This is a genomic window from Agrobacterium sp. NPDC090283, assembly GCF_044769685.1.
GTDB lineage: Bacteria > Pseudomonadota > Alphaproteobacteria > Rhizobiales > Rhizobiaceae > Agrobacterium.
Genome location: NZ_JBIVYG010000008.1, coordinates 137,785 through 157,057, shown reverse-complemented (window position 1 = coordinate 157,057; position 19,273 = coordinate 137,785). Strand labels below are relative to the sequence as shown.

The 19,273-nt window shown below is 60.2% G+C and carries 18 protein-coding genes; 10 read left to right on the top strand and 8 right to left on the bottom strand.

Annotation, left to right across the window (positions count from 1 at the left end):
* The first annotated feature begins 43 nt into the window (after positions 1–43).
* Complete coding sequence (locus ACIQUH_RS14015) at positions 44–532, top strand: gluconokinase (RefSeq protein WP_400816210.1); 489 nt, start codon at positions 44–46, stop codon at positions 530–532.
* Here ACIQUH_RS14015 and ACIQUH_RS14010 read toward each other — a convergent pair.
* The 7 genes from ACIQUH_RS14010 to ACIQUH_RS13980 form a co-directional block, all read right to left on the bottom strand.
* Complete coding sequence (locus tag ACIQUH_RS14010; RefSeq protein WP_400815986.1) at positions 529–1,830, bottom strand: NAD(P)/FAD-dependent oxidoreductase; 1,302 nt, start codon at positions 1,828–1,830, stop codon at positions 529–531. The two genes, ACIQUH_RS14015 and ACIQUH_RS14010, sit on opposite strands and share 4 nt — an antisense overlap.
* 1 nt (position 1,831) lies before the next feature.
* Entirely contained in the window at positions 1,832–3,193 is a 1,362-nt protein-coding gene (locus ACIQUH_RS14005) for a glutamine synthetase family protein (protein ID WP_400815984.1), read from the bottom strand.
* A gap of 252 nt (positions 3,194–3,445) precedes the next feature.
* Positions 3,446–4,693, bottom strand: coding sequence for an NAD(P)/FAD-dependent oxidoreductase (locus tag ACIQUH_RS14000; RefSeq protein WP_400815982.1), 1,248 nt, complete (start codon positions 4,691–4,693; stop codon positions 3,446–3,448).
* Positions 4,694–4,795: 102 nt separating this feature from the next.
* A complete protein-coding gene (locus ACIQUH_RS13995) occupies positions 4,796–6,436 on the bottom strand; it encodes an ABC transporter ATP-binding protein (protein ID WP_400815979.1) in 1,641 nt (546 codons plus the stop codon).
* 5 nt (positions 6,437–6,441) lie between these two features.
* Positions 6,442–7,587: an ABC transporter permease gene (locus ACIQUH_RS13990; RefSeq protein WP_400815976.1), complete on the bottom strand. Its 1,146-nt coding sequence runs from the start codon at positions 7,585–7,587 to the stop codon at positions 6,442–6,444.
* On the bottom strand, positions 7,587–8,681 hold the full coding sequence (locus ACIQUH_RS13985) for a microcin C ABC transporter permease YejB (RefSeq protein ID WP_400815973.1): 1,095 nt from the start codon (positions 8,679–8,681) through the stop codon (positions 7,587–7,589). Before ACIQUH_RS13985 ends, ACIQUH_RS13990 begins: the two co-directional genes overlap by 1 nt.
* Before the next feature lie 139 nt (positions 8,682–8,820).
* Positions 8,821–10,665 carry an extracellular solute-binding protein gene (locus tag ACIQUH_RS13980; RefSeq protein WP_400815970.1) on the bottom strand — a complete coding sequence of 615 codons (1,845 nt, stop codon included), beginning with the start codon at positions 10,663–10,665 and terminating at the stop codon, positions 8,821–8,823.
* A gap of 205 nt (positions 10,666–10,870) precedes the next feature.
* Here ACIQUH_RS13980 and mepA point away from each other — a divergent pair, with 205 nt between their 5' ends.
* The 4 genes from mepA (at position 10,871) to dapB (ending at position 14,417) form a co-directional block, all read left to right on the top strand.
* A complete protein-coding gene (mepA, locus tag ACIQUH_RS13975) occupies positions 10,871–11,926 on the top strand; it encodes a penicillin-insensitive murein endopeptidase (RefSeq protein WP_400815967.1) in 1,056 nt (351 codons plus the stop codon).
* Between the two features lie 99 nt (positions 11,927–12,025).
* Positions 12,026–12,409, top strand: coding sequence for a methylglyoxal synthase (locus ACIQUH_RS13970; protein ID WP_400815965.1), 384 nt, complete (start codon positions 12,026–12,028; stop codon positions 12,407–12,409).
* A 22-nt stretch (positions 12,410–12,431) separates the two neighbouring features.
* Entirely contained in the window at positions 12,432–13,454 is a 1,023-nt protein-coding gene (locus ACIQUH_RS13965; RefSeq protein WP_400815963.1) for a glucokinase, read from the top strand.
* A gap of 135 nt (positions 13,455–13,589) precedes the next feature.
* The gene (dapB, locus tag ACIQUH_RS13960) at positions 13,590–14,417 is read left to right on the top strand and encodes a 4-hydroxy-tetrahydrodipicolinate reductase (protein ID WP_400816208.1); all 828 of its coding nucleotides are present in this window, start codon (positions 13,590–13,592) and stop codon (positions 14,415–14,417) included.
* Between the two features lie 8 nt (positions 14,418–14,425).
* Here dapB and phnF read toward each other — a convergent pair whose 3' ends face one another.
* A complete protein-coding gene (phnF, locus tag ACIQUH_RS13955; protein ID WP_400815961.1) occupies positions 14,426–15,163 on the bottom strand; it encodes a phosphonate metabolism transcriptional regulator PhnF in 738 nt (245 codons plus the stop codon).
* A gap of 82 nt (positions 15,164–15,245) precedes the next feature.
* Here phnF and phnG point away from each other — a divergent pair, with 82 nt between their 5' ends.
* The 5 genes from phnG (at position 15,246) to phnK (ending at position 19,235) form a co-directional block, all read left to right on the top strand.
* Positions 15,246–15,707 (top strand): phosphonate C-P lyase system protein PhnG, encoded by a 462-nt coding sequence (gene phnG / locus ACIQUH_RS13950; RefSeq protein ID WP_400815958.1) that lies wholly within the window; start codon positions 15,246–15,248, stop codon positions 15,705–15,707.
* The gene (gene phnH / locus ACIQUH_RS13945) at positions 15,707–16,315 is read left to right on the top strand and encodes a phosphonate C-P lyase system protein PhnH (RefSeq protein WP_400815955.1); all 609 of its coding nucleotides are present in this window, start codon (positions 15,707–15,709) and stop codon (positions 16,313–16,315) included. The genes phnG and phnH overlap by 1 nt, the downstream gene beginning before the upstream one ends.
* Position 16,316: 1 nt before the next feature.
* Positions 16,317–17,426 (top strand): carbon-phosphorus lyase complex subunit PhnI, encoded by a 1,110-nt coding sequence (locus tag ACIQUH_RS13940; protein WP_400815952.1) that lies wholly within the window; start codon positions 16,317–16,319, stop codon positions 17,424–17,426.
* A 133-nt stretch (positions 17,427–17,559) separates the two neighbouring features.
* Positions 17,560–18,462: an alpha-D-ribose 1-methylphosphonate 5-phosphate C-P-lyase PhnJ gene (locus ACIQUH_RS13935; RefSeq protein WP_003507325.1), complete on the top strand. Its 903-nt coding sequence runs from the start codon at positions 17,560–17,562 to the stop codon at positions 18,460–18,462.
* Positions 18,459–19,235, top strand: a complete 777-nt coding sequence (gene phnK, locus ACIQUH_RS13930; protein ID WP_004439249.1) for a phosphonate C-P lyase system protein PhnK — start codon at positions 18,459–18,461, stop codon at positions 19,233–19,235. The genes ACIQUH_RS13935 and phnK overlap by 4 nt, the downstream gene beginning before the upstream one ends.
* Positions 19,236–19,273: the final 38 nt, after the last annotated feature.

Sequence of the window (19,273 nt, the reverse complement as noted above, 5' to 3'; positions counted from 1 at the left end):
AACAGAAACATCAGAGGTTCGGGTGACACAGGCAATTGTCGTGATGGGAGTGAGCGGCTCCGGCAAGTCCACGGTCGCGGAGGAGCTGGCGGAGAAACTGGGAATTGCCTTCATAGAGGGCGACAAGCTTCACCCGAAATCCAATGTCGATAAAATGTCCGAGGGCATTCCGCTGACGGACGAAGACCGCTGGCCCTGGCTCGATCTGATCGGCGCGGAACTGCGCAAGGGCAGCGAAAACAACGGTGTCGTGGTTTCCTGTTCGGCGCTCAAGAAGATCTATCGCGACCGGCTTCGCAAGGCCACCGGCGGCCCGCTGGCTTTCGTTTATCTGGATGGCAGTCTGGAACTTCTCAGCCGGCGTATGGGCGAACGCAAGGGCCATTTCATGCCGCTTTCGCTGCTTCAGACCCAGCTTGCCACGCTGGAAGTACCAACCGGCGAGCCGGGCGTCGTGACCGTCAGCATCGATGCCACGCCGGAGGATATTGCGAAAAACGCACTTTCCGGCTTGAAGACGGTGGCGTTCTAAAATCCGAGCCTGTCCCGCATGCCGTACCACCACGCGCCGAGCACGGTCAGCGGCACGCGGAAGGTCTTGCCGCCCGGGAACGGATAGTTCGGCAGCGAACTCCAGATATCGAAACGTTCGGCGTGGCCGGCAACGGCCTCGCCCAGTATCTTGCCGAGCAGATGCGTGGTGGTGACGCCATGGCCGCTGTCGCCATGCGAAAAATAGACATTGTCCGACAGCCGGCCCATATGCGGGATGCGCGTCAGGGTCAGCGCGAAATTGCCGCTCCAGGCGAAATCGATCTTGGTCTTTTCCAGCTGCGGGAAGGTCTTCAGCATGTTGGGCCGGATCACACCCGTCAGGTCAGCGGGATCGCTGCCACCATAACCGATGCCGCCGCCATAAAGCAGGCGGTTGTCAGAGGTCCGGCGGTAATAATCGAGAATGTAATTGGCATCCTCGACGCAATAATTTGCAGGCAGAAGGGCCTCGATGAGATCGGCATCGAGCGGCTCCGTCGCCATGACCTGGCTTGAGACCGGCATCATCCGGTCACCGATTTCCGGCAACAGCTTGCCGAGATAGGCGTTGCCGCAGACGAGGACATATTTCGCCTTCACGCTACCTGTCGCGGTTCGCACGACGGGGTTTTCGCCCTGCTCTACGGAAATGACGCGCGAATTTTCAAATATGCGCGCACCGAGGCTTTCGGCCGCCGCCGCTTCGCCCTGCACCAGATTGAGCGGGTGGATATGGCCGCCGAACCGGTCGATCATGCCGCCGGCATAACGGTCGGTCTTCACATATCGGCCGACATCCGCCTTCGAGACCATTTCGAGCCCGCCATGGCCGTGTTTCTCCCAATGGGCCTTATGGGCCTCCATCTCGCGGATCTGTTTCGGGGTGAAGGCGGCGAAAAAGCCGCCATCGAACAGATCGCAATCGATGGCGTATTTCGCGATACGCTCGCGGATGATTGCGCCGCCTTCCAGCGACATTTCTCCGAGTTTCACCGCCTTGTCGTGACCATAGCGGCCGGCGATGGTTTCGAGATCGCGGCTATAGCCGTTGACGATCTGGCCGCCATTGCGACCGGAAGCGCCGAAGCCGACTCGGACGCCTTCCAAAACGATGACGGAATAGCCGCGCTCGCTGAGTTCCAGCGCGGCGGAAATGCCGGTGAAGCCGCCACCGATGATGCAGACATCGGCGTCCAGCGCGCCTTCAAGCGTCGGCCGCACGGTTTTGACATTGGCGGAGGCCGCATACCATGATGATGTGTGGCCGGGATTGGGAATGTTCGTTACCTCAGCCATCTCACACCGTCCTGATATAGGCGTCATATTCGACGTCGGTTACACGCAGGGAAAATTCGGAAAGCTCCTGCTGTTTGCAGGCGGAAAACAGCGTGCGGTACTTCTGGCCGAGCGTCGCATAGGCAAAGCTCGATCGCGTGAAGCGCTGCAGCGCATAATCCCAGTTGGTGGGCAGCGGTTCGTGATTGATCGCGTGGCTGTCGCCGGCAATCGCACCGCCGGGCTGGCGCTTCTCCTTCATGCCGGCCAATGCGGCGCTCAGGATCATCGCGACAACGAGATAGGGATTGGTATCGGCGCCCGCAACCCGATGTTCGATACGCGTCGCCGCCTTGCTGGCAACGATGACACGCACCGCCGCCGAGCGGTTGTCGATGCCCCAGGAGGCATAGGTCGGCGCATGTTCGCTGGGTGTCAGGCGGCGATAGGAATTGGCATGGGGGGCGAAGATCGCCATGCTTTCCCCCATGTTTTCCAAGAGACCACCAACCGAATGCATCAAAGCATCCGATGGGCCGTTCTCCCCCGCGTAGATATTCCTGCCGTCCCTGTCGAGAACGGAAAAATGCACATGCATGCCGTTGCCGGCCTGCAGGCCGTAAGGCTTGGCCATGAAGGTAGCGTCGAGCTCATGCCGCCGCGCCACGCCCTTGACGATGCGTTTCAGGAAGACGGCGAAGTCGGCCGCCTGCAAGGCATCCGGGACGTGATTGAGGTTGATCTCATATTGCCCGGGACCGTTTTCCCGCAGCGTGGTATCGGCAAGAACGCCCTGCGCCCGGCAGGCTGTGGCGATATCGTGGAAAACATCCTCGAAATCCTGCAATTCGGAAATCGACAGAACCTGTGTCTGGCCCGTATGCCACCGGCCCTCACGGCTGTGCGGCGGACGGACGGGATCGAGCGCGGAGCGCACGGGATCGATCAGGTAAAATTCGAGTTCGGTGGCCACGACCGGCGTGAGGCCAGCCTTTTTATAGGCGTTCAGAACCTGCGCCAGAACATGGCGCGGATCGCCATAAAAGCCTGTCCCATCCGGGTTTTTCATCGCCAGCAGAACCTGTGCCGTCGGGCGGCCAAGCCATGTCACGCGCGACAACGTGCCGGGAACGGGGAAACAAAAGCCATCCGGATCGCCCGTGCCTTCCGCAAGGCCCGCGGCATGCACATCCCGGCCCCAGATATCCAGCGCATAGACCGAACGGGGAATGGCCATCCCCTTTTCCAGCACGTCGATTGCCCTTTCGCGCGGAATCCACTTGCCGCGCGGCACGCCGTTTGCGTCTATGACGAAAGCTTCGAGAATTTCGATATCGGGGTTATCGGCGAAAAATTTCTTTGCTTTTTCAATATCATCCATCATGCACCAGCAAGCCGTTTCATCTCGTTTCATGCGCAGCGAGTTTCGCTAACGAAAGTCGTCCTGCTGCTGATAGATGAGAAACCTCGCCACCATGATGACGTTTGCCCCTTTTCCCCTTTAGATCATCACATGATCTAAATTATATGGTTAGAATGGGATTTCAGGCGAAAACCGCTCACACTTTTCGCCATCCCGCTCCAGCATGTGACCATGTTACGTGGCCTGTCACAGGAAGGCCAGCGGATTTAGCTATCAGGGATTGAACCTTTCCGGACGATAGGCATCGATGGCGATAACCGACGTTTCTCCCAGCATGGTTTCCGCAAGCACACGGCCGGTGATTGGCCCAAGTGTAAGGCCGTGATGGGCGTGTCCGAAAGCAAACCACAATGTTTTATGACGCGGCGCTTTACCAATGATCGGCATCATATCCGGCGTGCAGGGCCGCGCACCCATCCAGGGTTCCGCATCCAGCCGGCCACCAAGAGGAAAGACGGTGCGCGCCACACGCTCCGCCCGTTCGATCTGCACCGGAGATTTTGGCGCATCGCGTTCGGCAAATTCCGCCCCCGTCGTCAGGCGGATGCCCTTGCGCATCGGCGCCAGAAAATAACCGCGTTCGGCATCGATCAGCCAGTTGTTGAGCTTCGTACCCTCCTGCGGCGCATAATGCATGTGATAGCCCCGCTTCACGCCGAGCGGGAAGCGGTAACCCAGCCGTTCCGTGACGGTATCGGCCCAGGGGCCAAGCGCCACGACGGCTTGTTCGGCCTCGACCGCGCCGGTTTCGGTGCGTACCGTCCATCCGGTCACCGTCTGGCTGATGGTGGATGCATCCCCCCGGACCAAGCTTCCGCCAAGGCTCTCGAACAGCCGGACATAAGCAAGCGTCAGCGCATGCGGATCGCGCACCGACCAGGGATCGTTCCATTTCAGGCCGCCGACGAAATCATGGCTCAGATGCGGCTCGGCTGCAGCAAGCTCATCAGCATCGAGCTTCGTATGGGAAATGCCGTGGTCGCGCGCCAGACGCTCGGCGAAAGCAAAATCGGCGTCCCGCCTTACAGCGGTCCTGTAGGCCTGCATCCAGCCGTTCTTGACGACCAGATCGCCGGCTTTCGCCTCCTCGATCAGGATGTTGTGTTCCGAAACCGAATGCTCGATCAGCGGCGCATACACGCGGGCAATTGCCGCGTGGCGCGTGGCTGCGGAATTATACCAGTAGCGGCCGAGAAAAGGCGCGATCTTCGGCAAAGCGGAGAGGTGATAGCGGGCGTCGATGCTGTTGTTCAGGGAATAGCGCAGCAGCAAAGCGAGATCCTGCGGAAAGGCATAAGGCACCACGCCTTCTCTCTGGATCAGGCCGGCATTGCCGAAAGAGGTCTCCTCGCCCGGTCCGCGCCGGTCGACCAGCACCACCGATTTACCCCTGCGGGCCAGTTGCAAGGCGACGGAGACCCCGATAATCCCCGCCCCCAAAACGATCACATCCGCTGCCATGGCAATCAATCCGTTTCCGCGTCACATGCCCCCGCAACATGGGTCGGCATTTTCCGCGAAGCAACAGAAAAATCATTGCCTTAACAGAAACAGCAATGCGGCCTACTGGCTGACCGCTTTCGTTTTCACCGCCTCGATGTTGAAGGCGGCCGCCAGCAGCGCCTTGGTATAGTCCTGCTGCGGATCGGCGAAGATTTCCGCCGCCGGGCCGCTCTCCACCACCTTGCCGTGGCGCATGACGATCAGATCGTTGGCAAGCGCCTTCACCACCTTCAGATCGTGGCTGATGAAGAGATAGGCGAGTTCATGCTTGGCCTGGAGATCGCGTAGCAAGTCCACCACCTGCGCCTGTACGCTCATGTCGAGTGCGGATGTCGGCTCGTCCAGCATGACGAAACGGGGTTTAAGCACCATGGCGCGGGCAATGGCGATGCGCTGGCGCTGGCCGCCGGAAAATTCATGCGGATACCGCCAGCGGGTGGCCGGATCGAGGCCGACCTCTTCCAGCGCGGTGGCGACACGCGTATCACGCTCGTCGGCGGACAGCGACCGCTCATGCACCTTCAGGCCCTCGGCGACGATTTCGCCAACCGACATGCGCGGGCTGAGTGATCCATAGGGATCCTGAAACACCACCTGCAGCCGGTTTCTCAGCGGCTTCATCATTTCATAGGAATAGTGGTCGATCGACTGGCCGATAAAGCTGATACGCCCTTGTGAGGCAATCAACCGCGAGAGCGCAAGGCCGAGCGTCGTCTTGCCGGAGCCGGATTCGCCCACCACGCCGACCGTCTGGCCGGCACGCAGGGTAATATCGATGCCGTCCACCGCCTTCACATGATCGACTACCCGGCGCATCAGCCCCGCCTTGATGGGGAACCAGACCTTGATATCGTCGCCCTGCATGACCACCGGTTTGGTCGCGTCGGAATGCGGCGGTTCGCCTTTCGGCTCTGCCGCCAGAAGGTGGCGCGTATAGGCGTGTTGCGGATCGTTGAACACCTGCTCCACCGTGCCGGTCTCGACGATCTTGCCCTTGGTCATGACACAGACGCGATCGGCGAATTTGCGCACGATGCCGAGATCGTGGGTAATGAACAGCATGGACATGCCGTGCTGTCTTTTCAGATCGCCAAGCAGCTCGAGAATCTGCGCCTGAACCGTCACGTCGAGCGCCGTCGTCGGCTCGTCGGCGATCAGCAGCTTCGGCCGGTTGGCAAGCGCCATGGCGATCATCACGCGCTGCCGCTGGCCGCCGGACAATTCGTGCGGATAGGCCTTCAGGCGCTTTTCCGGTTCACGGATGCCAACCTGCAGCAGCAGTTCCAGCGTGCGCGCCCGCGCCTCCGCCCCGGTGATTGCCTGATGCAGTTCCAGAATCTCGCCGATCTGCCGCTCGATGGTGTGAAGCGGGTTGAGGGAGGTCATCGGCTCTTGGAAAATCATGGTGACGTCATTGCCGCGGACCGCGCGCAGGGAACGTTCCGGCAAAGTCAGCATGTCCTTGCCATCGAACAGGATTTTGCCCGAGGGGTGGCTTGCTGCCGGATAGGGCAGCAATTTGAGGATGGAATTCGCCGTGACCGATTTGCCGGAACCGGATTCCCCGACGAGGGCGACGACCTCACCCGGCATCAGATCGAAGGAGACATGATCGACAGCAACACTGGTTGCGCCGCCCTGATGGAAGGCAACGGAGAGATCACGTACGGAGAGGAGTGGTTGAATATTTGTTTCCGTCATGGCGATCACCGGAACGTCTTGCGTGGATCGAAGGCGTCGCGCACCGCCTCGCCGACGAAGATCAATAGCGAGAGCATGATGGACATGGTGAAGAAGGCGGTGAGGCCGAGCCAGGGAGCCTGAAGGTTGTTCTTGCCCTGCGCGATCATCTCACCCAGCGACGGCGATCCCGGCGGCATGCCGAAACCGAGGAAATCGAGCGAGGTGAGTGTCGTGATCGAACCGGAGAGGATGAAAGGCAGGAAGGTCAGCGTCGCCACCATGGCATTGGGCAGAAGATGCCGGAACATGATCGTCCAGTTGCCGACACCGAGTGCGCGGGCGGCGCGGACATATTCGAAATTTCTCGCCCGCAGGAATTCGGCGCGCACGATGCCGACGAAACCGACCCATGAAAAGAGCAGCATGATGCCGAGCAGCACAAAGAAGCCCGGCGGCAGGATGGCCGCGATAATGAGCAGGATATAGAGCACCGGCATTGACGACCAGATTTCGATGAAACGCTGCAACAGAAGGTCCGTCCAGCCGCCGAAATAACCCTGTATCGCACCGGCCGTGACGCCGACGAGGGCCGACGCGATGGTCAGCGTCAGACCGAAAAGCACCGAGATGCGGAATCCATAGATCATACGCGCGGTGACGTCGCGGGCCTGATTGTCGGTTCCGAGCCAATTCAGATTGCCAAGGGTACAGCCGGGATCGGCATCGCCCTGCGGATAAGCCGAGCAGCGATCCTTTTTATCCATCAGCCAGAAGGGCGCAGTGGGCGCCGAATGGGGAATATTGGAATTGACCGTCTGATAGGAATAACGGATCGGCGGCCAGATCATCCAGCCATTGGCGTTGATCTCATCCTGAATGAAGGAGGATTTGTAGTCGGTCTGGGCCAGGAAGCCGCCGAATTTCTCCTCCGGATAATCGACCATGACCGGCACCAGAATCTCGCCCTTGTAGGAAGCGAGAATGGGTTTGTCATTGGCGATGAATTCCGCGATCAGGCTCAGGAAAAACAGGATCAGGAACAGCCAGAAGGACCAGTAGCCACGGCGATTTGCCTTGAAATTCTGCCAGCGACGCTTGGTTGTCGGCGAGAACCACGGGCGCTTGGGCTTTACCAGCGTTTCCGTTTCGGCGGTACGGGCAAGCGTCATCACACGTCCCTCCGCTCGAAATCGATGCGCGGATCGATCCATGTATAGATCAGGTCGGAAATCAGGCCGACGACGAGGCCCATCAGCGAGAAGATGAAGAGCGTGCCGAAGACGATCGGGTAATCGCGGTTGACGACCGAGAGATAACCGAGGCGACCGAGGCCATCGAGCGAAAAGATATTCTCGATCAGCAACGATCCGGTAAAGAAGGCCGAGATGAAGGCGCCCGGAAAACCGGCGATCACGATCAGCATCGCATTGCGGAAGACATGGCCATAGAGAACCCTGCGTTCGGTGAGACCCTTGGCGCGGGCGGTGATGACATATTGCTTCTTGATCTCGTCGATGAAGGAGTTCTTGGTCAGCAGCGTCGTCGTCGCGAAGGCCGAAAGGGAGAGCGCAATCAGCGGCAGGGTCAGGTGCCAGAAATAGTCGATGATCTTCTGCCACCAGGTGAGCTGGTCGAAATTATCCGAAACCAGACCGCGCAGCGGGAACCAGTCGAAGAAGGATCCGCCGGCGAAGAGGACGATGAGAAGAATGCCGAACAGGAAGCTCGGCACGGCATAACCGATGATGATGATGCCCGACGTCCAGACATCGAAGGTCGAGCCGTCGGAAACGGCCTTCTTGATGCCGAGCGGAATGGAAATGATGTAGGAAATGATCAGAATCCAGAAGCCGAGCGAGGCAGAGACCGGCAGCTTGTCGATGATGAGATCGATCACCGACGAGTTGCGGAAGAAGCTGTCACCGAAATCGAATCGTATGTAATTCCACATCATCTCGAGAAAACGGGTGAGCGGCGGCTTGTCGAAGCCGAACTGTTTTTCGAGCTTCGCGATCAGTTCCGGATCGAGACCCTGCGCGCCGCGATATTTCGAACCGCTGTCATCGAAACCGCCGGATTGGCCCATGAGATCGCCGCCGCCCGAAAGCCGGTCGGAGGCGCTGTCGCCCTGCCCCGTCAATTGCGCGACGACCTGTTCCACCGGCCCGCCCGGCGCGAACTGGATGACGAGAAACGAAATGCCCATAATGCCGACGATGGTCGGGATCATCAGCGCCAGACGTCTGAGGATATAGGCGCCCATCAGCCTCTGCTCCCGGCCGATACGTCAGCGGTTTTCGTTTCTGTCAAACCCGGTCCTTTCCTGAAAGCGCTGCCTGCGCTCTGAGCGATTCGTCTCGCCCTATGTGAATCAAGCCTTCGCCGCGAAAGCAAGGCCGGCGTCAGTTTCCGGCCTGGCTGGACCACCATGCATCTGGAAAACCGACGCCATATTGAGGCAGGTTTTCCGGACGAATGAGCGTGTTCCAATAGGCGATGAACATCTCACCGCGATAGAATTGCGGGATGACATAGCTGTTTGCCAAAAGCACCCGATCGAGAGCACGGGCCGCCGCCACCTGCTCATCCCGGTTCGGTGCAAAGATGACCTTCCTGACCAAGGCATCAACGGCCGGGTTCTTGATTCCGGCGATATTATTGGAACCCTGCCGGTCGGCGGCGGCCGAGCCCCAGAAATCCGCCTGTTCGTTTCCGGGGTTCGCCGAGGTCGCCCAGAGCTTGACGATCACGTCATAATCGAAGCTGCGGGTGCGGTTGGTATATTGCGATGCGTCAACGGTGCGGATGGTGGCGTTGATGCCGATCTTCTTCAGATTCTGGACATAGGGCAGGATGGTTCTTTCCATGCCGGCGGAATCGATCAGAAACTCCATGTCGAGCGGCTGTCCCGTTGCCGCATTGACCATTCGGTTGCCGCGCAGCTCGTATCCCGCCTCCTTCATCAGCTTGACCGCTTCCCGCAGATTGTCGCGCTGCTTGGTGGGATCGCCGGCCACCGGGTTACGATATTCTGTCGTGAAGACTTCCGGCGGGACCTGATCCTTCAGCTCCTGAAGAATTTCCAGCTCGCGACCGGTCGGCAGCCCGGAAGAGGCCAGTTCGCTGCCCATGAAGAAGCTGTTGATGCGCTGGAACTGGCCGTAAGCCAAGGTGCGGTTCAGCTCCTCGAAATCGAAAGCGTAGTTGAGCGCTCTGCGCAGTTTCGGGTTCTGGAACTTCTCCCTGCGCATGTTCGGCACGAAGGCCTGCATGATGCCGACGGAGCGATAGATGTTCGGCAATTCTTCCTTCTTGACGCGGCCTTCCTTGACGGCCGGAAAATCATAACCCGTGACCCAGCGGCTGGAGGAGGCTTCCTGGCGGAAATCGACGGTGCCGGATTTGAAGGCCTGGAATTCCACATCCTGATCGGCAAAGAAGGTATAAGCGATGGTTTTGAAATTGTTCATCCCCACATTCACATTGATGTCCTTGCCCCAATAGTCGTCGCGGCGTTCATAGGTGATTGTCGAGCCGGGAGAGACTGACGCAATCTTGTAGGGGCCGGAACCCATGACCGGTTCCAGCGTGCCGCGCGATATGTCGCGCGGCTTGCCATCCGGGCCGGCGGCTTCCCACCAGTGCTTGGGAACGATCAGCAATTGCCCGACGATCTGCGGCAATTCACGATTGTTCTTTTCATCGAAAGTGAAGGTAATGTCCCTTTCGCCGCTCACCTCCGCCTTGGTCACATGGGTGTAATAGGTCGCAAGCTGCGGGCTCAGATCCTTCGCTTTTTCGAAACTGAAAACGACGTCTTCAGGCGTCACCGGCTTGCCGTCGGCGAATTTGGCCTCCGCCCGCAGCCGGAAAGTAGCTTTGGAAATATCGTCGGGATAGCTCACGCCCTCTGCCAGCAAGCCGTAGGAGGCCGACAGCTCTTCTTCCGTCGATTTCATCAGCGTATCGAAAACCAGCGAAAGGCCCGTCGCCGCCTCACCCTTGGCGAGCAGCGGATTGAGCGTGTCGAAGGTGCCAGCCGTCGACAGGCGAAGGGTGCCGCCTTTCGGCGCCTTGGTGTTCACATAGTCGAAATGATCGAAGCCATCGGGATGTTTCAGCTCCCCAACCGTTGAAATCCCCTTTCGCCATACATCGGCCGATTGTGCGGAGACGGCCGCCGGTATCAGCAGGGCAGATGCCGCAAGAGCAATGAGGAGACGGGATTTCAGTGGTGCCAATATCATTGGGGGAATGTCCCTGTTTTCGTGTTTGTTGGAGAGAGCATAAAACAAAGATTGGCAAAAAACAGATGCGTCGACTCACAAGCTCTTTATCGGCGCCTTTATCCTTCCGCTTTGCAAGATGCGGGGCGAAACATGGTTTCAACAAATTCCCGTTCCAGTTTATCTTAAGGGGAAGAGAATCATTTGATCGGACGGGCACGACTATATGACGGCGGGATCATCGAGAGTTTTCAAGGCGGCCATGTTGGCGATTTCGGTCGTCTCCGCGCTGCAGTTACAGATGGAAACCGCATCGGCCGAGGACAGGCCGGCGAAAGAAGTGTTCGGGCACATGGCCCTGCCTTCCGCTACCGGCTCGCAGCCAATCGGCTCCTATGCGAAGGGCTGCCAGTCCGGTGCCATCGCCATGCCGACTGATGGTCCCGGCTGGCAGGCCATGCGCCTTTCGCGCAACCGGCGCTGGGGTCAGCCGCAGATGATTTCCTTCCTCGAGCAATTTTCGCAGGACGCCCAGAAGATCGGCTGGCCGGGCCTGCTACTCGGCGATATTTCCCAGCCGCGCGGCGGGCCGATGCTGACAGGCCATGCGTCGCACCAGATCGGTCTCGATGTCGACATCTGGTGGCGGCCGATGCCGACCCCGCGGCTGAGCGCGGAACAGCGCGAAACGGTGCCTTTCATCTCGATGCTGGACAAGAGCAAGTTCCTGACGGTCGATGACCGCAAATGGTCACCGCTGAATGCCCGACTGGTGATGATGGCGGCAAGCTACCCGCAGGTGGAGCGGGTCTTCGTCAACCCGGCGATCAAGCAGAAGCTCTGCCAGACATGGACCGGCGACCGCACCTTTATGGGCAAGATCAGGCCGATCTATGGTCATGACGAACATTTCCACATCCGTCTCGAATGCCCGCCTGGCGCTCCCAACTGCAAACCGCAGGCGGCCGTTGGCAAGGGCGATGGCTGCGACAAGTCGCTCGCCTGGTGGTTCTCCAAGGAGCCGTGGGCGCCACCGAAAAAGGATCCCAATGCCAAACCGGTGAAACCGCGTCCGGTCATGGTTTCCGACCTGCCCTCGGCCTGCGCCGCCGTGGCCGCCGCCCCTTCCGCCAATCCTGAAGGAATTGCAGCCCAGGCATATTCGCCCGCGTCTGCACAGGCCGTGCGGCAACAGAGCGTGGAACAGGTCATCCAGAATGCGCCTGCCATTCAGCCGCCGTCCGATATTCCGCTTCCGACCCAGCGTCCGACATTGAACTGAAACAGAAATGAGGCATTCAACGGCTTCCCTTTTCAAATGGCGGCAAGCTGTTATAGAAAGCTTCAAATCGATTTAATTCTTTGAGGACAGGCTGGGACCATGGAAGGGCAACGCTGTATCGCGCTCATCGCTCACGACGAGAAGAAGGACGATATGGCGGATTTCGCCCGTCACCATCAAAAGGCGCTGGCCGCTTTCAGGATCGTCGCCACCGGCACCACCGGCGGGCGTGTGCAGGAAGCCTGCCCGGGACTTGAGGTCATCCGCCTCAAGAGCGGCCCCCTCGGCGGCGATCAGCAGATCGGCGCGATGATCGCCACCGGCGAAGTGGACATGCTGATCTTTTTCACCGATCCGCTGACGGCCATGCCGCACGATGTGGACGTAAAGGCGCTGACCCGGCTTGCCACGGTCTATGACATTCCCATGGCGCTCAATCGCGCCACCGCAGAAAACCTCATCGACTTCCACCTCGCCAACTGACCCTCCCACCATGGAACAGGCAATGCCGAAGACGTCCGATACCGAATATCTGTCCTTTCCGATCCTTCTTGGCGACATCGGCGGCACCAATGCCCGCTTTTCCATTCTGATCGATTCCTTTGCGGAACCGGCCCACCTCACCACCGTGAAGACGGCGGAATATCCGACGATCGATGACGCCATCCAGCAGGCGGTTCTGGACAAGACCTCGCTTCAGCCGGTCTCGACCATTCTTGCGATTGCCGGCCCGATCGAGGGCGACGAGATTCCGCTCACCAATTGCCACTGGGTCGTCAAGCCGAAGGACATGCTCGCCAATCTCGGCCTGAAGGACGTCATCGTCATCAATGATTTCGAGGCGCAGGCTCTGGCGATTGCGGCCCTTGACGACGATAACCGCGACGCCATCGGCTCCGGCAAAAAAGACGTGCTGGCGTCGAGGGTCGTTCTTGGACCGGGCACGGGGCTCGGCGTTGCAGGGCTGGTCTATGCCCGCCACATGTGGTTCCCGGTGCCGGGCGAAGGCGGGCACATCGATATCGGCCCCAGAAGCGCGCGCGATTATGCGGTTTTCCCGCACATCGAGACCATCGAAGGCCGCGTCGCGGGCGAACAAATCCTGTGCGGGCGCGGACTGGTCAATCTTTACCGCGCCGTCTGCAAGGCCGACGGCATTGACGCCATCTTCTCCGATCCGGCCGATATCACCTCGCAGGGGCTTTCCGGCCAGAACGCGCAGGCGAAAGAAACGCTCTCGCTGTTCAGCACCTATCTCGGCCGTGTGGCGGGCGACCTTGCGCTGATCTTCATGGCCAAGGGCGGCGTTTATCTCGCCGGCGGCATTTCGCAGAAGATCGTTCCGGCGCTGAAGAGCCCGGAATTCCGGGCCGCTTTCGAGGATAAGGCACCGCACAGCGCCCTGATGCGGACCATTCCGACATTCGTCGTCACCCATCCGCAGGCGGCCCTTTCCGGTCTTGCCACCTATGCCAGAACGCCATCCGATTTCGGCCTGTCGCTGGACGGTAGGCGCTGGAGAGCCTGACCGGTTTTTGAAGGATCACCCTTCATATGTGATGCTTGCGAAGCGGGCGGACGGCCTTTAACGTCGCTACAGCAAACATCAAATATCCGATACCGGCGGGTTCCGATCCGCCCGACATGAAAAGTGAGTGACAGCATGGGCAGCAGCGGCATGAAACTGGTGGTGGTCGGCGCGGCGGGCCGCATGGGACAGGCGCTGATCCGCCTCATTCACCAGACGCCCGGCGTTCAGCTGCATGCCGCTGTGGCGCGTGAAGGTTCGGCTTTTGTCGGCCGTGATGCCGGTGAGATCGCCGGTCTCGGCCCGATCGGCGTCGACATCACCAGCGATCCGCTGCAGGCATTTCTGCATGCCGAAGGGGTGATCGATTTCACCTCACCGGCAACCAGCGTCACCTTTGCCGGCCTTGCCGCTCAGGCCCGCATCGTGCACGTCATCGGCACGACCGGCTGCTCGCCGCAAGACGAGGAAAAATTCAAGGCGGCTTCGCGCCATGCCCGCATCGTCAAGTCAGGCAATATGAGCCTCGGCGTCAACCTGCTCAGCGTTCTCACCCAGCAGGCGGCGCAGGCGCTGGATGCACAGAACTGGGATATCGAGATTTTGGAAATGCACCACAAGCACAAGGTGGACGCGCCTTCGGGCACGGCGCTGTTGCTTGGTGAGGCCGCCGCCGCCGGCCGCAAGGTCGATCTCACGGCCTCTTCCGTGCGCGTGCGCGACGGACATACGGGCGCGCGTGAGGCAGGCACCATCGGTTTTGCCACGCTACGTGGCGGCTCGGTCATCGGCGAACATTCGGTGATCTTCGCCGGAGAAGGTGAGCGCGTCGAGCTTTCCCATTATGCCGGCGACCGCTCCATCTTCGCGCGCGGCGCAATCACGGCAGCGGTCTGGGCCTTCGACAAGAAGCCCGGCTTCTACTCCATGCTGGATGTGCTCGGACTTTCGCAGCCGCAGTAAGCCGTACTCTAATTTTCCACCGTGAATTCGACCGTATCGGCAGAAAATCGGCTGACGGCATATTGCACCGGCACGCCGTCCATATCGACATTCAACGCCTGGGTGACAAGCAGGATGGCCCCCGGCGATAGTTCGAGATCGGCCAGATCCTGCGTATCCGCGTGGATAGCGGAAATGACGGTGGAAATGCGCACGTAATCCGCCACGCCAAGCATCTTGAAAGCGGCCGTGATCGATCCGCTTTTCTGATAGGCCTCGCCTATTCCAGCAAAACGATCCGCCGGGAACCATGTGGTCGAACGGGATACAGGGCGGGTATCCGCCTTGCGAAGGGTTTCCAGACGGATGAGCGGCGCACCTGATGGCAGTTGCAGCCGGGCTGCGAGATCGGCGCTTGCCGGTTCGGTCGTGTGGGAAAGAAGCAGCGCCTCCATTTCCTTCACCTGATCGCCGATGCCAGCCGTGAAGCGCGTGCGCAGCGAAATTGGAAAGCTCAGACGCTCCTTGCGGGCGATCATCGTGCCGCGTCCCTGCATCGGCTCGAGAATGCCTTCGCTCGCCAGGGCGGCGATCGCACTCCGGACGGTATGGCGGTTGACGCCAAATTTTTCGGCCAGCGTCATCTCCGGCGGCAACATGCCGGTTTCGTCATGATCACCTGCCGCAATCTCGCCTCTGATCCGGTCGGCGATCTGCCGCCAGAGCGCCACGCCGTTCTTTCTTTTCATCGCTGCTGCAGGGCTCATGTCACACGCTTGTCATTCATCGACGTTAATTGTAGCTTATATTGTATAGTTGTCTATATCAATAGACATTAGAGGTCAAGCGATGAATAACGAAGCTGCGAATATACATGCAGAGAGGAAGCGAGTGGCGGCGCTTCTTGCCCGCGCCACCGTTCAGGAACTTGAAACGGTCTGGAGCCGGCAGGATGCCAGCCCGCAGACGGAAAACGTGCGGGGGCCGGAAACCGGCCTCGTCATGGTCAAGGGCCGTATCGGCGGCGGCGGTGCGCCTTTTAATCTCGGCGAGACCACGGTTACCCGCGCGACCGTCAAGCTGGCCTCGGGAACCGTCGGCCATGCGCATGTTCTCGGCACCGGCCGCAAAAAGGCCTGGTACGCCGCCGTGTTCGACGCGCTCTGGCAGGAAAGCCCGACCCGGGACTTCATCGAGACCGAGCTTCTTTCACCGGTCGAAAAGAGACTGAGCGAAGAGAAGGACCGGAAAACAAAAGAAACCGCGGCCACGCGGGTCGATTTCTTCACCATGGTTCGAGGAGAAGATTGATGGGCGTGAAAGCCGAAGCATTGACGGGCGGCTTTTCCAGCGCCGTCTTCGATTCCCAGCGTATTTTCAAGAAGCTGATGGACGGCATGGCCCGTCCCGGCACGCCGCAGACAATCGAAACGGCGGTCGCCCCGCCGCTGCCGCTTGCCGCTGCCACCGGTGCGGTTCTGCTGGCACTCTGCGACCACGATACACCGGTCTGGCTGAACGGCGCATTGCGCAAGACCGCGGTGCCGGGCTGGATCGGATTTCACACCGGCGCACCGGCGACGGAAGAAAAGGCGGCCGCGCATTTCGCCGTCATCGAAGCGGGCAGCGCCATCGCATCCTTCGGCCTCTTCGCCCAGGGCAGCCAGGAATATCCCGACCGCTCCACGACCCTCATCATCGAATTGCCCGATCTGGACGGTGGGCGGGAATTGCTGCTCTCCGGCCCCGGCATCCGTCACGTCAACGTCATCAGCCCTTCCGGCCTGCCGGATATATTCCCGAGGCTTTGGGCGGAGAACAACGCCATCTTCCCGCGTGGCGTCGATGTCATCCTGACGGCTGGCGATAAATTCGTCTGCCTGCCGCGCACGACGCGCATCAAACCCGTGGAGGCATAAGATGTATGTTGCTGTCAAAGGCGGGGAGACCGCCATCGCCAACGCCCACCGGCTGCTGGCCGACCAGCGGCGCGGAGACCGCGACCTGCCCGCCATGTCCGTGGCGCAGATCGTTTCGCAGCTATCGCTCGCCGTCGACCGCGTAATGGCGGAAGCCTCACTCTACGATCAGTCGCTTGCGGCCCTTGCCGTCAAGCAGGCGCGCGGCGACATGATCGAAGCCATCTTCCTGCTGCGCGCCTATCGCACCACGCTGCCGCGCTTCGGTTATTCGGTTCCGGTGGATACCGCCGACATGGCGGTGCAGCGGCGTGTTTCCGCCACCTACAAGGATCTGCCCGGCGGGCAATTGCTGGGGCCGACTTTCGACTACACCCACCGGCTGCTCGATCCCTCCCTCCTCGAAGACGAGGCCGTCGAAACCGCTACCCAGCGCGAAGGCGAACCGGAATATGTCATGCGCGTTTCCGATATCCTCGCCCAGGAAGGGCTTATCGAAAGCGACGGCGACATGCCGGATGACCATATTGCCGGCGACCTGACACGGGAACCGATGGAGTTTCCGATGCCGCGCGACCTGCGCCTGCAATCTCTGGCACGCGGCGACGAAGGTTTCCTGCTGGCGCTCGCCTATTCGACCCAGCGCGGGTACGGCCGCACCCATCCCTTCGTCGGCGAAATCCGCATCGGTGAGGTGGAAGTCGAGCTGGATGTGCCGGAACTCGGCTTTTCCGTTTCGCTCGGCGATATCAAGGTCACCGAATGCCAGATGGTCAACCAGTTCAAGGGTTCCGCCAAGGCGCCGCCGCAATTCACCCGCGGTTACGGTCTGGTCTTCGGCCAGAGCGAGCGCAAGGCGATGGCAATGTCATTGGTCGACAGGGCCCTACGCGCCGGTGAATTCGGCGAGGATGTCGTCGCTCCCGCCCAGGACGAGGAATTCGTCATCTCACACGCCGACAATGTGCAGGCGACGGGTTTCGTCGAGCATCTGAAACTGCCGCATTACGTGGATTTCCAGGCCGAACTCGGTCTGGTCAGAAAGATGCGCGCCGATTTCGAGGCGATCAATACAAATGGCGCGGAGTGGATGAGCGATGCGGCCGAATAGCTCAGCGGCCGTGCTGCTCGCCGAACCAGTAGGCGCAAAAGACGGTCGATGCTGCAAAGACAGCAAAGAACACGGCTGCAAGAATTCCAATCTCCATGAGCTTGTACTCCTTTTTCCACAAGGCTAACGCGCAATGCTTAAAGAAGTTTCATTTGACGACGGGCTGGCTGCCTACAACTTCGCCTATCTCGACGAACAGACCAAGCGGATGATCCGCCGGGCGATCCTGAAAGCCATCGCCATTCCCGGTTATCAGGTCCCCTTCGCTTCCCGAGAAATGCCCATGCCCTATGGCTGGGGCACCGGTGGCGTGCAGCTGACCGCCTCCATCCTCGGCCCCGACGATGTGCTGAAGGTCATCGACCAGGGTGCCGACGACACGACCAACGCGGTTTCCATCCGTGCCTTTTTCCAGAAGGTGGCAAATGTTGCAGTTACCACCCGCACGAAGGATGCGACGATCATCCAGACACGGCACCGCATTCCGGAAGAGGAGCTGCATTCGGGCCAGGTGCTCGTTTATCAGGTTCCCATCCCCGAACCCTTACGCTTCCTCGAGCCGCGCGAGACCGAGACCCGTGTCATGCACGCGCTCGAAGAATATGGCCTGATGCATGTCAAGCTCTATGAAGATATTGCCCGCAACGGCCGCATCTCCACCACCTATGCCTATCCGGTGAAGGTCGCCGGGCGCTACGTGATGGACCCTTCGCCGACGCCGAAATTCGACAATCCGAAAATGCATCTCTCGGACGCCCTGCAGCTGTTTGGCGCCGGGCGCGAAAAGCGCATCTACGCCGTGCCGCCTTATACGGATGTCGTCAGCCTCGACTTCGAGGATCATCCCTTCGAAATCCAGCGCTTCGACAAGCCCTGCGCGCTCTGCGGCGGGGAAAATGTCTATCTCGACGAGGTGGTGCTGGATGACAAGGGCGGACGCATGTTCGTCTGCTCCGATACCGATCATTGCGAAGACCGCCGTGCCCACGGCCACAAGGGCCACCTGCTGGCGGATGTGAAGGAGGCCGCAGAATGAGCGACGCACCGCTTCTGAAAGTCCGGGACGTTTCCAAATATTATGGCGACCGCGCCGGTTGCCGCAACGTCTCCTTCGAGCTTTATCCGGGCGAAGTGCTGGCAATCGTCGGAGAATCCGGCTCCGGCAAGACGACGCTGCTCAACTGCATTTCCACCCGGCTGATGCCCACCGCCGGCAGCGTGGAATATCGCATGCGCGATGGCTCCATGCGCGATCTCTACCATATGGGCGAGGCCGAGCGGCGTTTCCTGATGCGCACCGACTGGGGGTTCGTGCACCAGAACCCGGCGGATGGACTGCGCATGGCGGTTTCTGCCGGCGCGAATGTCGGCGAGCGGCTGATGGCCGTGGGTAACCGGCATTACGGTAATATCAGGCAATCGGCCAGCGAATGGCTGGAGAGGGTGGAAATCGGCACCGACCGTATCGACGACCAGCCGCGCGCCTTTTCCGGCGGCATGCGCCAGCGCCTGCAGATTGCCCGCAACCTCGTCACCTCGCCGCGCCTCGTCTTCATGGATGAACCGACCGGTGGCCTCGATGTCTCGGTGCAGGCGCGCCTGCTCGATCTCGTACGCGGTCTCGTCAACGATCTCGGTCTTGCGGTCGTCGTCGTCACCCATGATCTCGCGGTGGCGCGGCTGTTATCCCATCGCATGATGGTGATGAAGGGCGGCGACGTCATCGAACATGGCCTCACCGACCGGGTGCTGGACGATCCACGCGAGCCCTACACGCAATTACTTGTTTCCTCCATTCTGCAGGTCTAGCCGCGTCGCTCCGAAAAGTGGTCCCCCGGTTTTCGGAT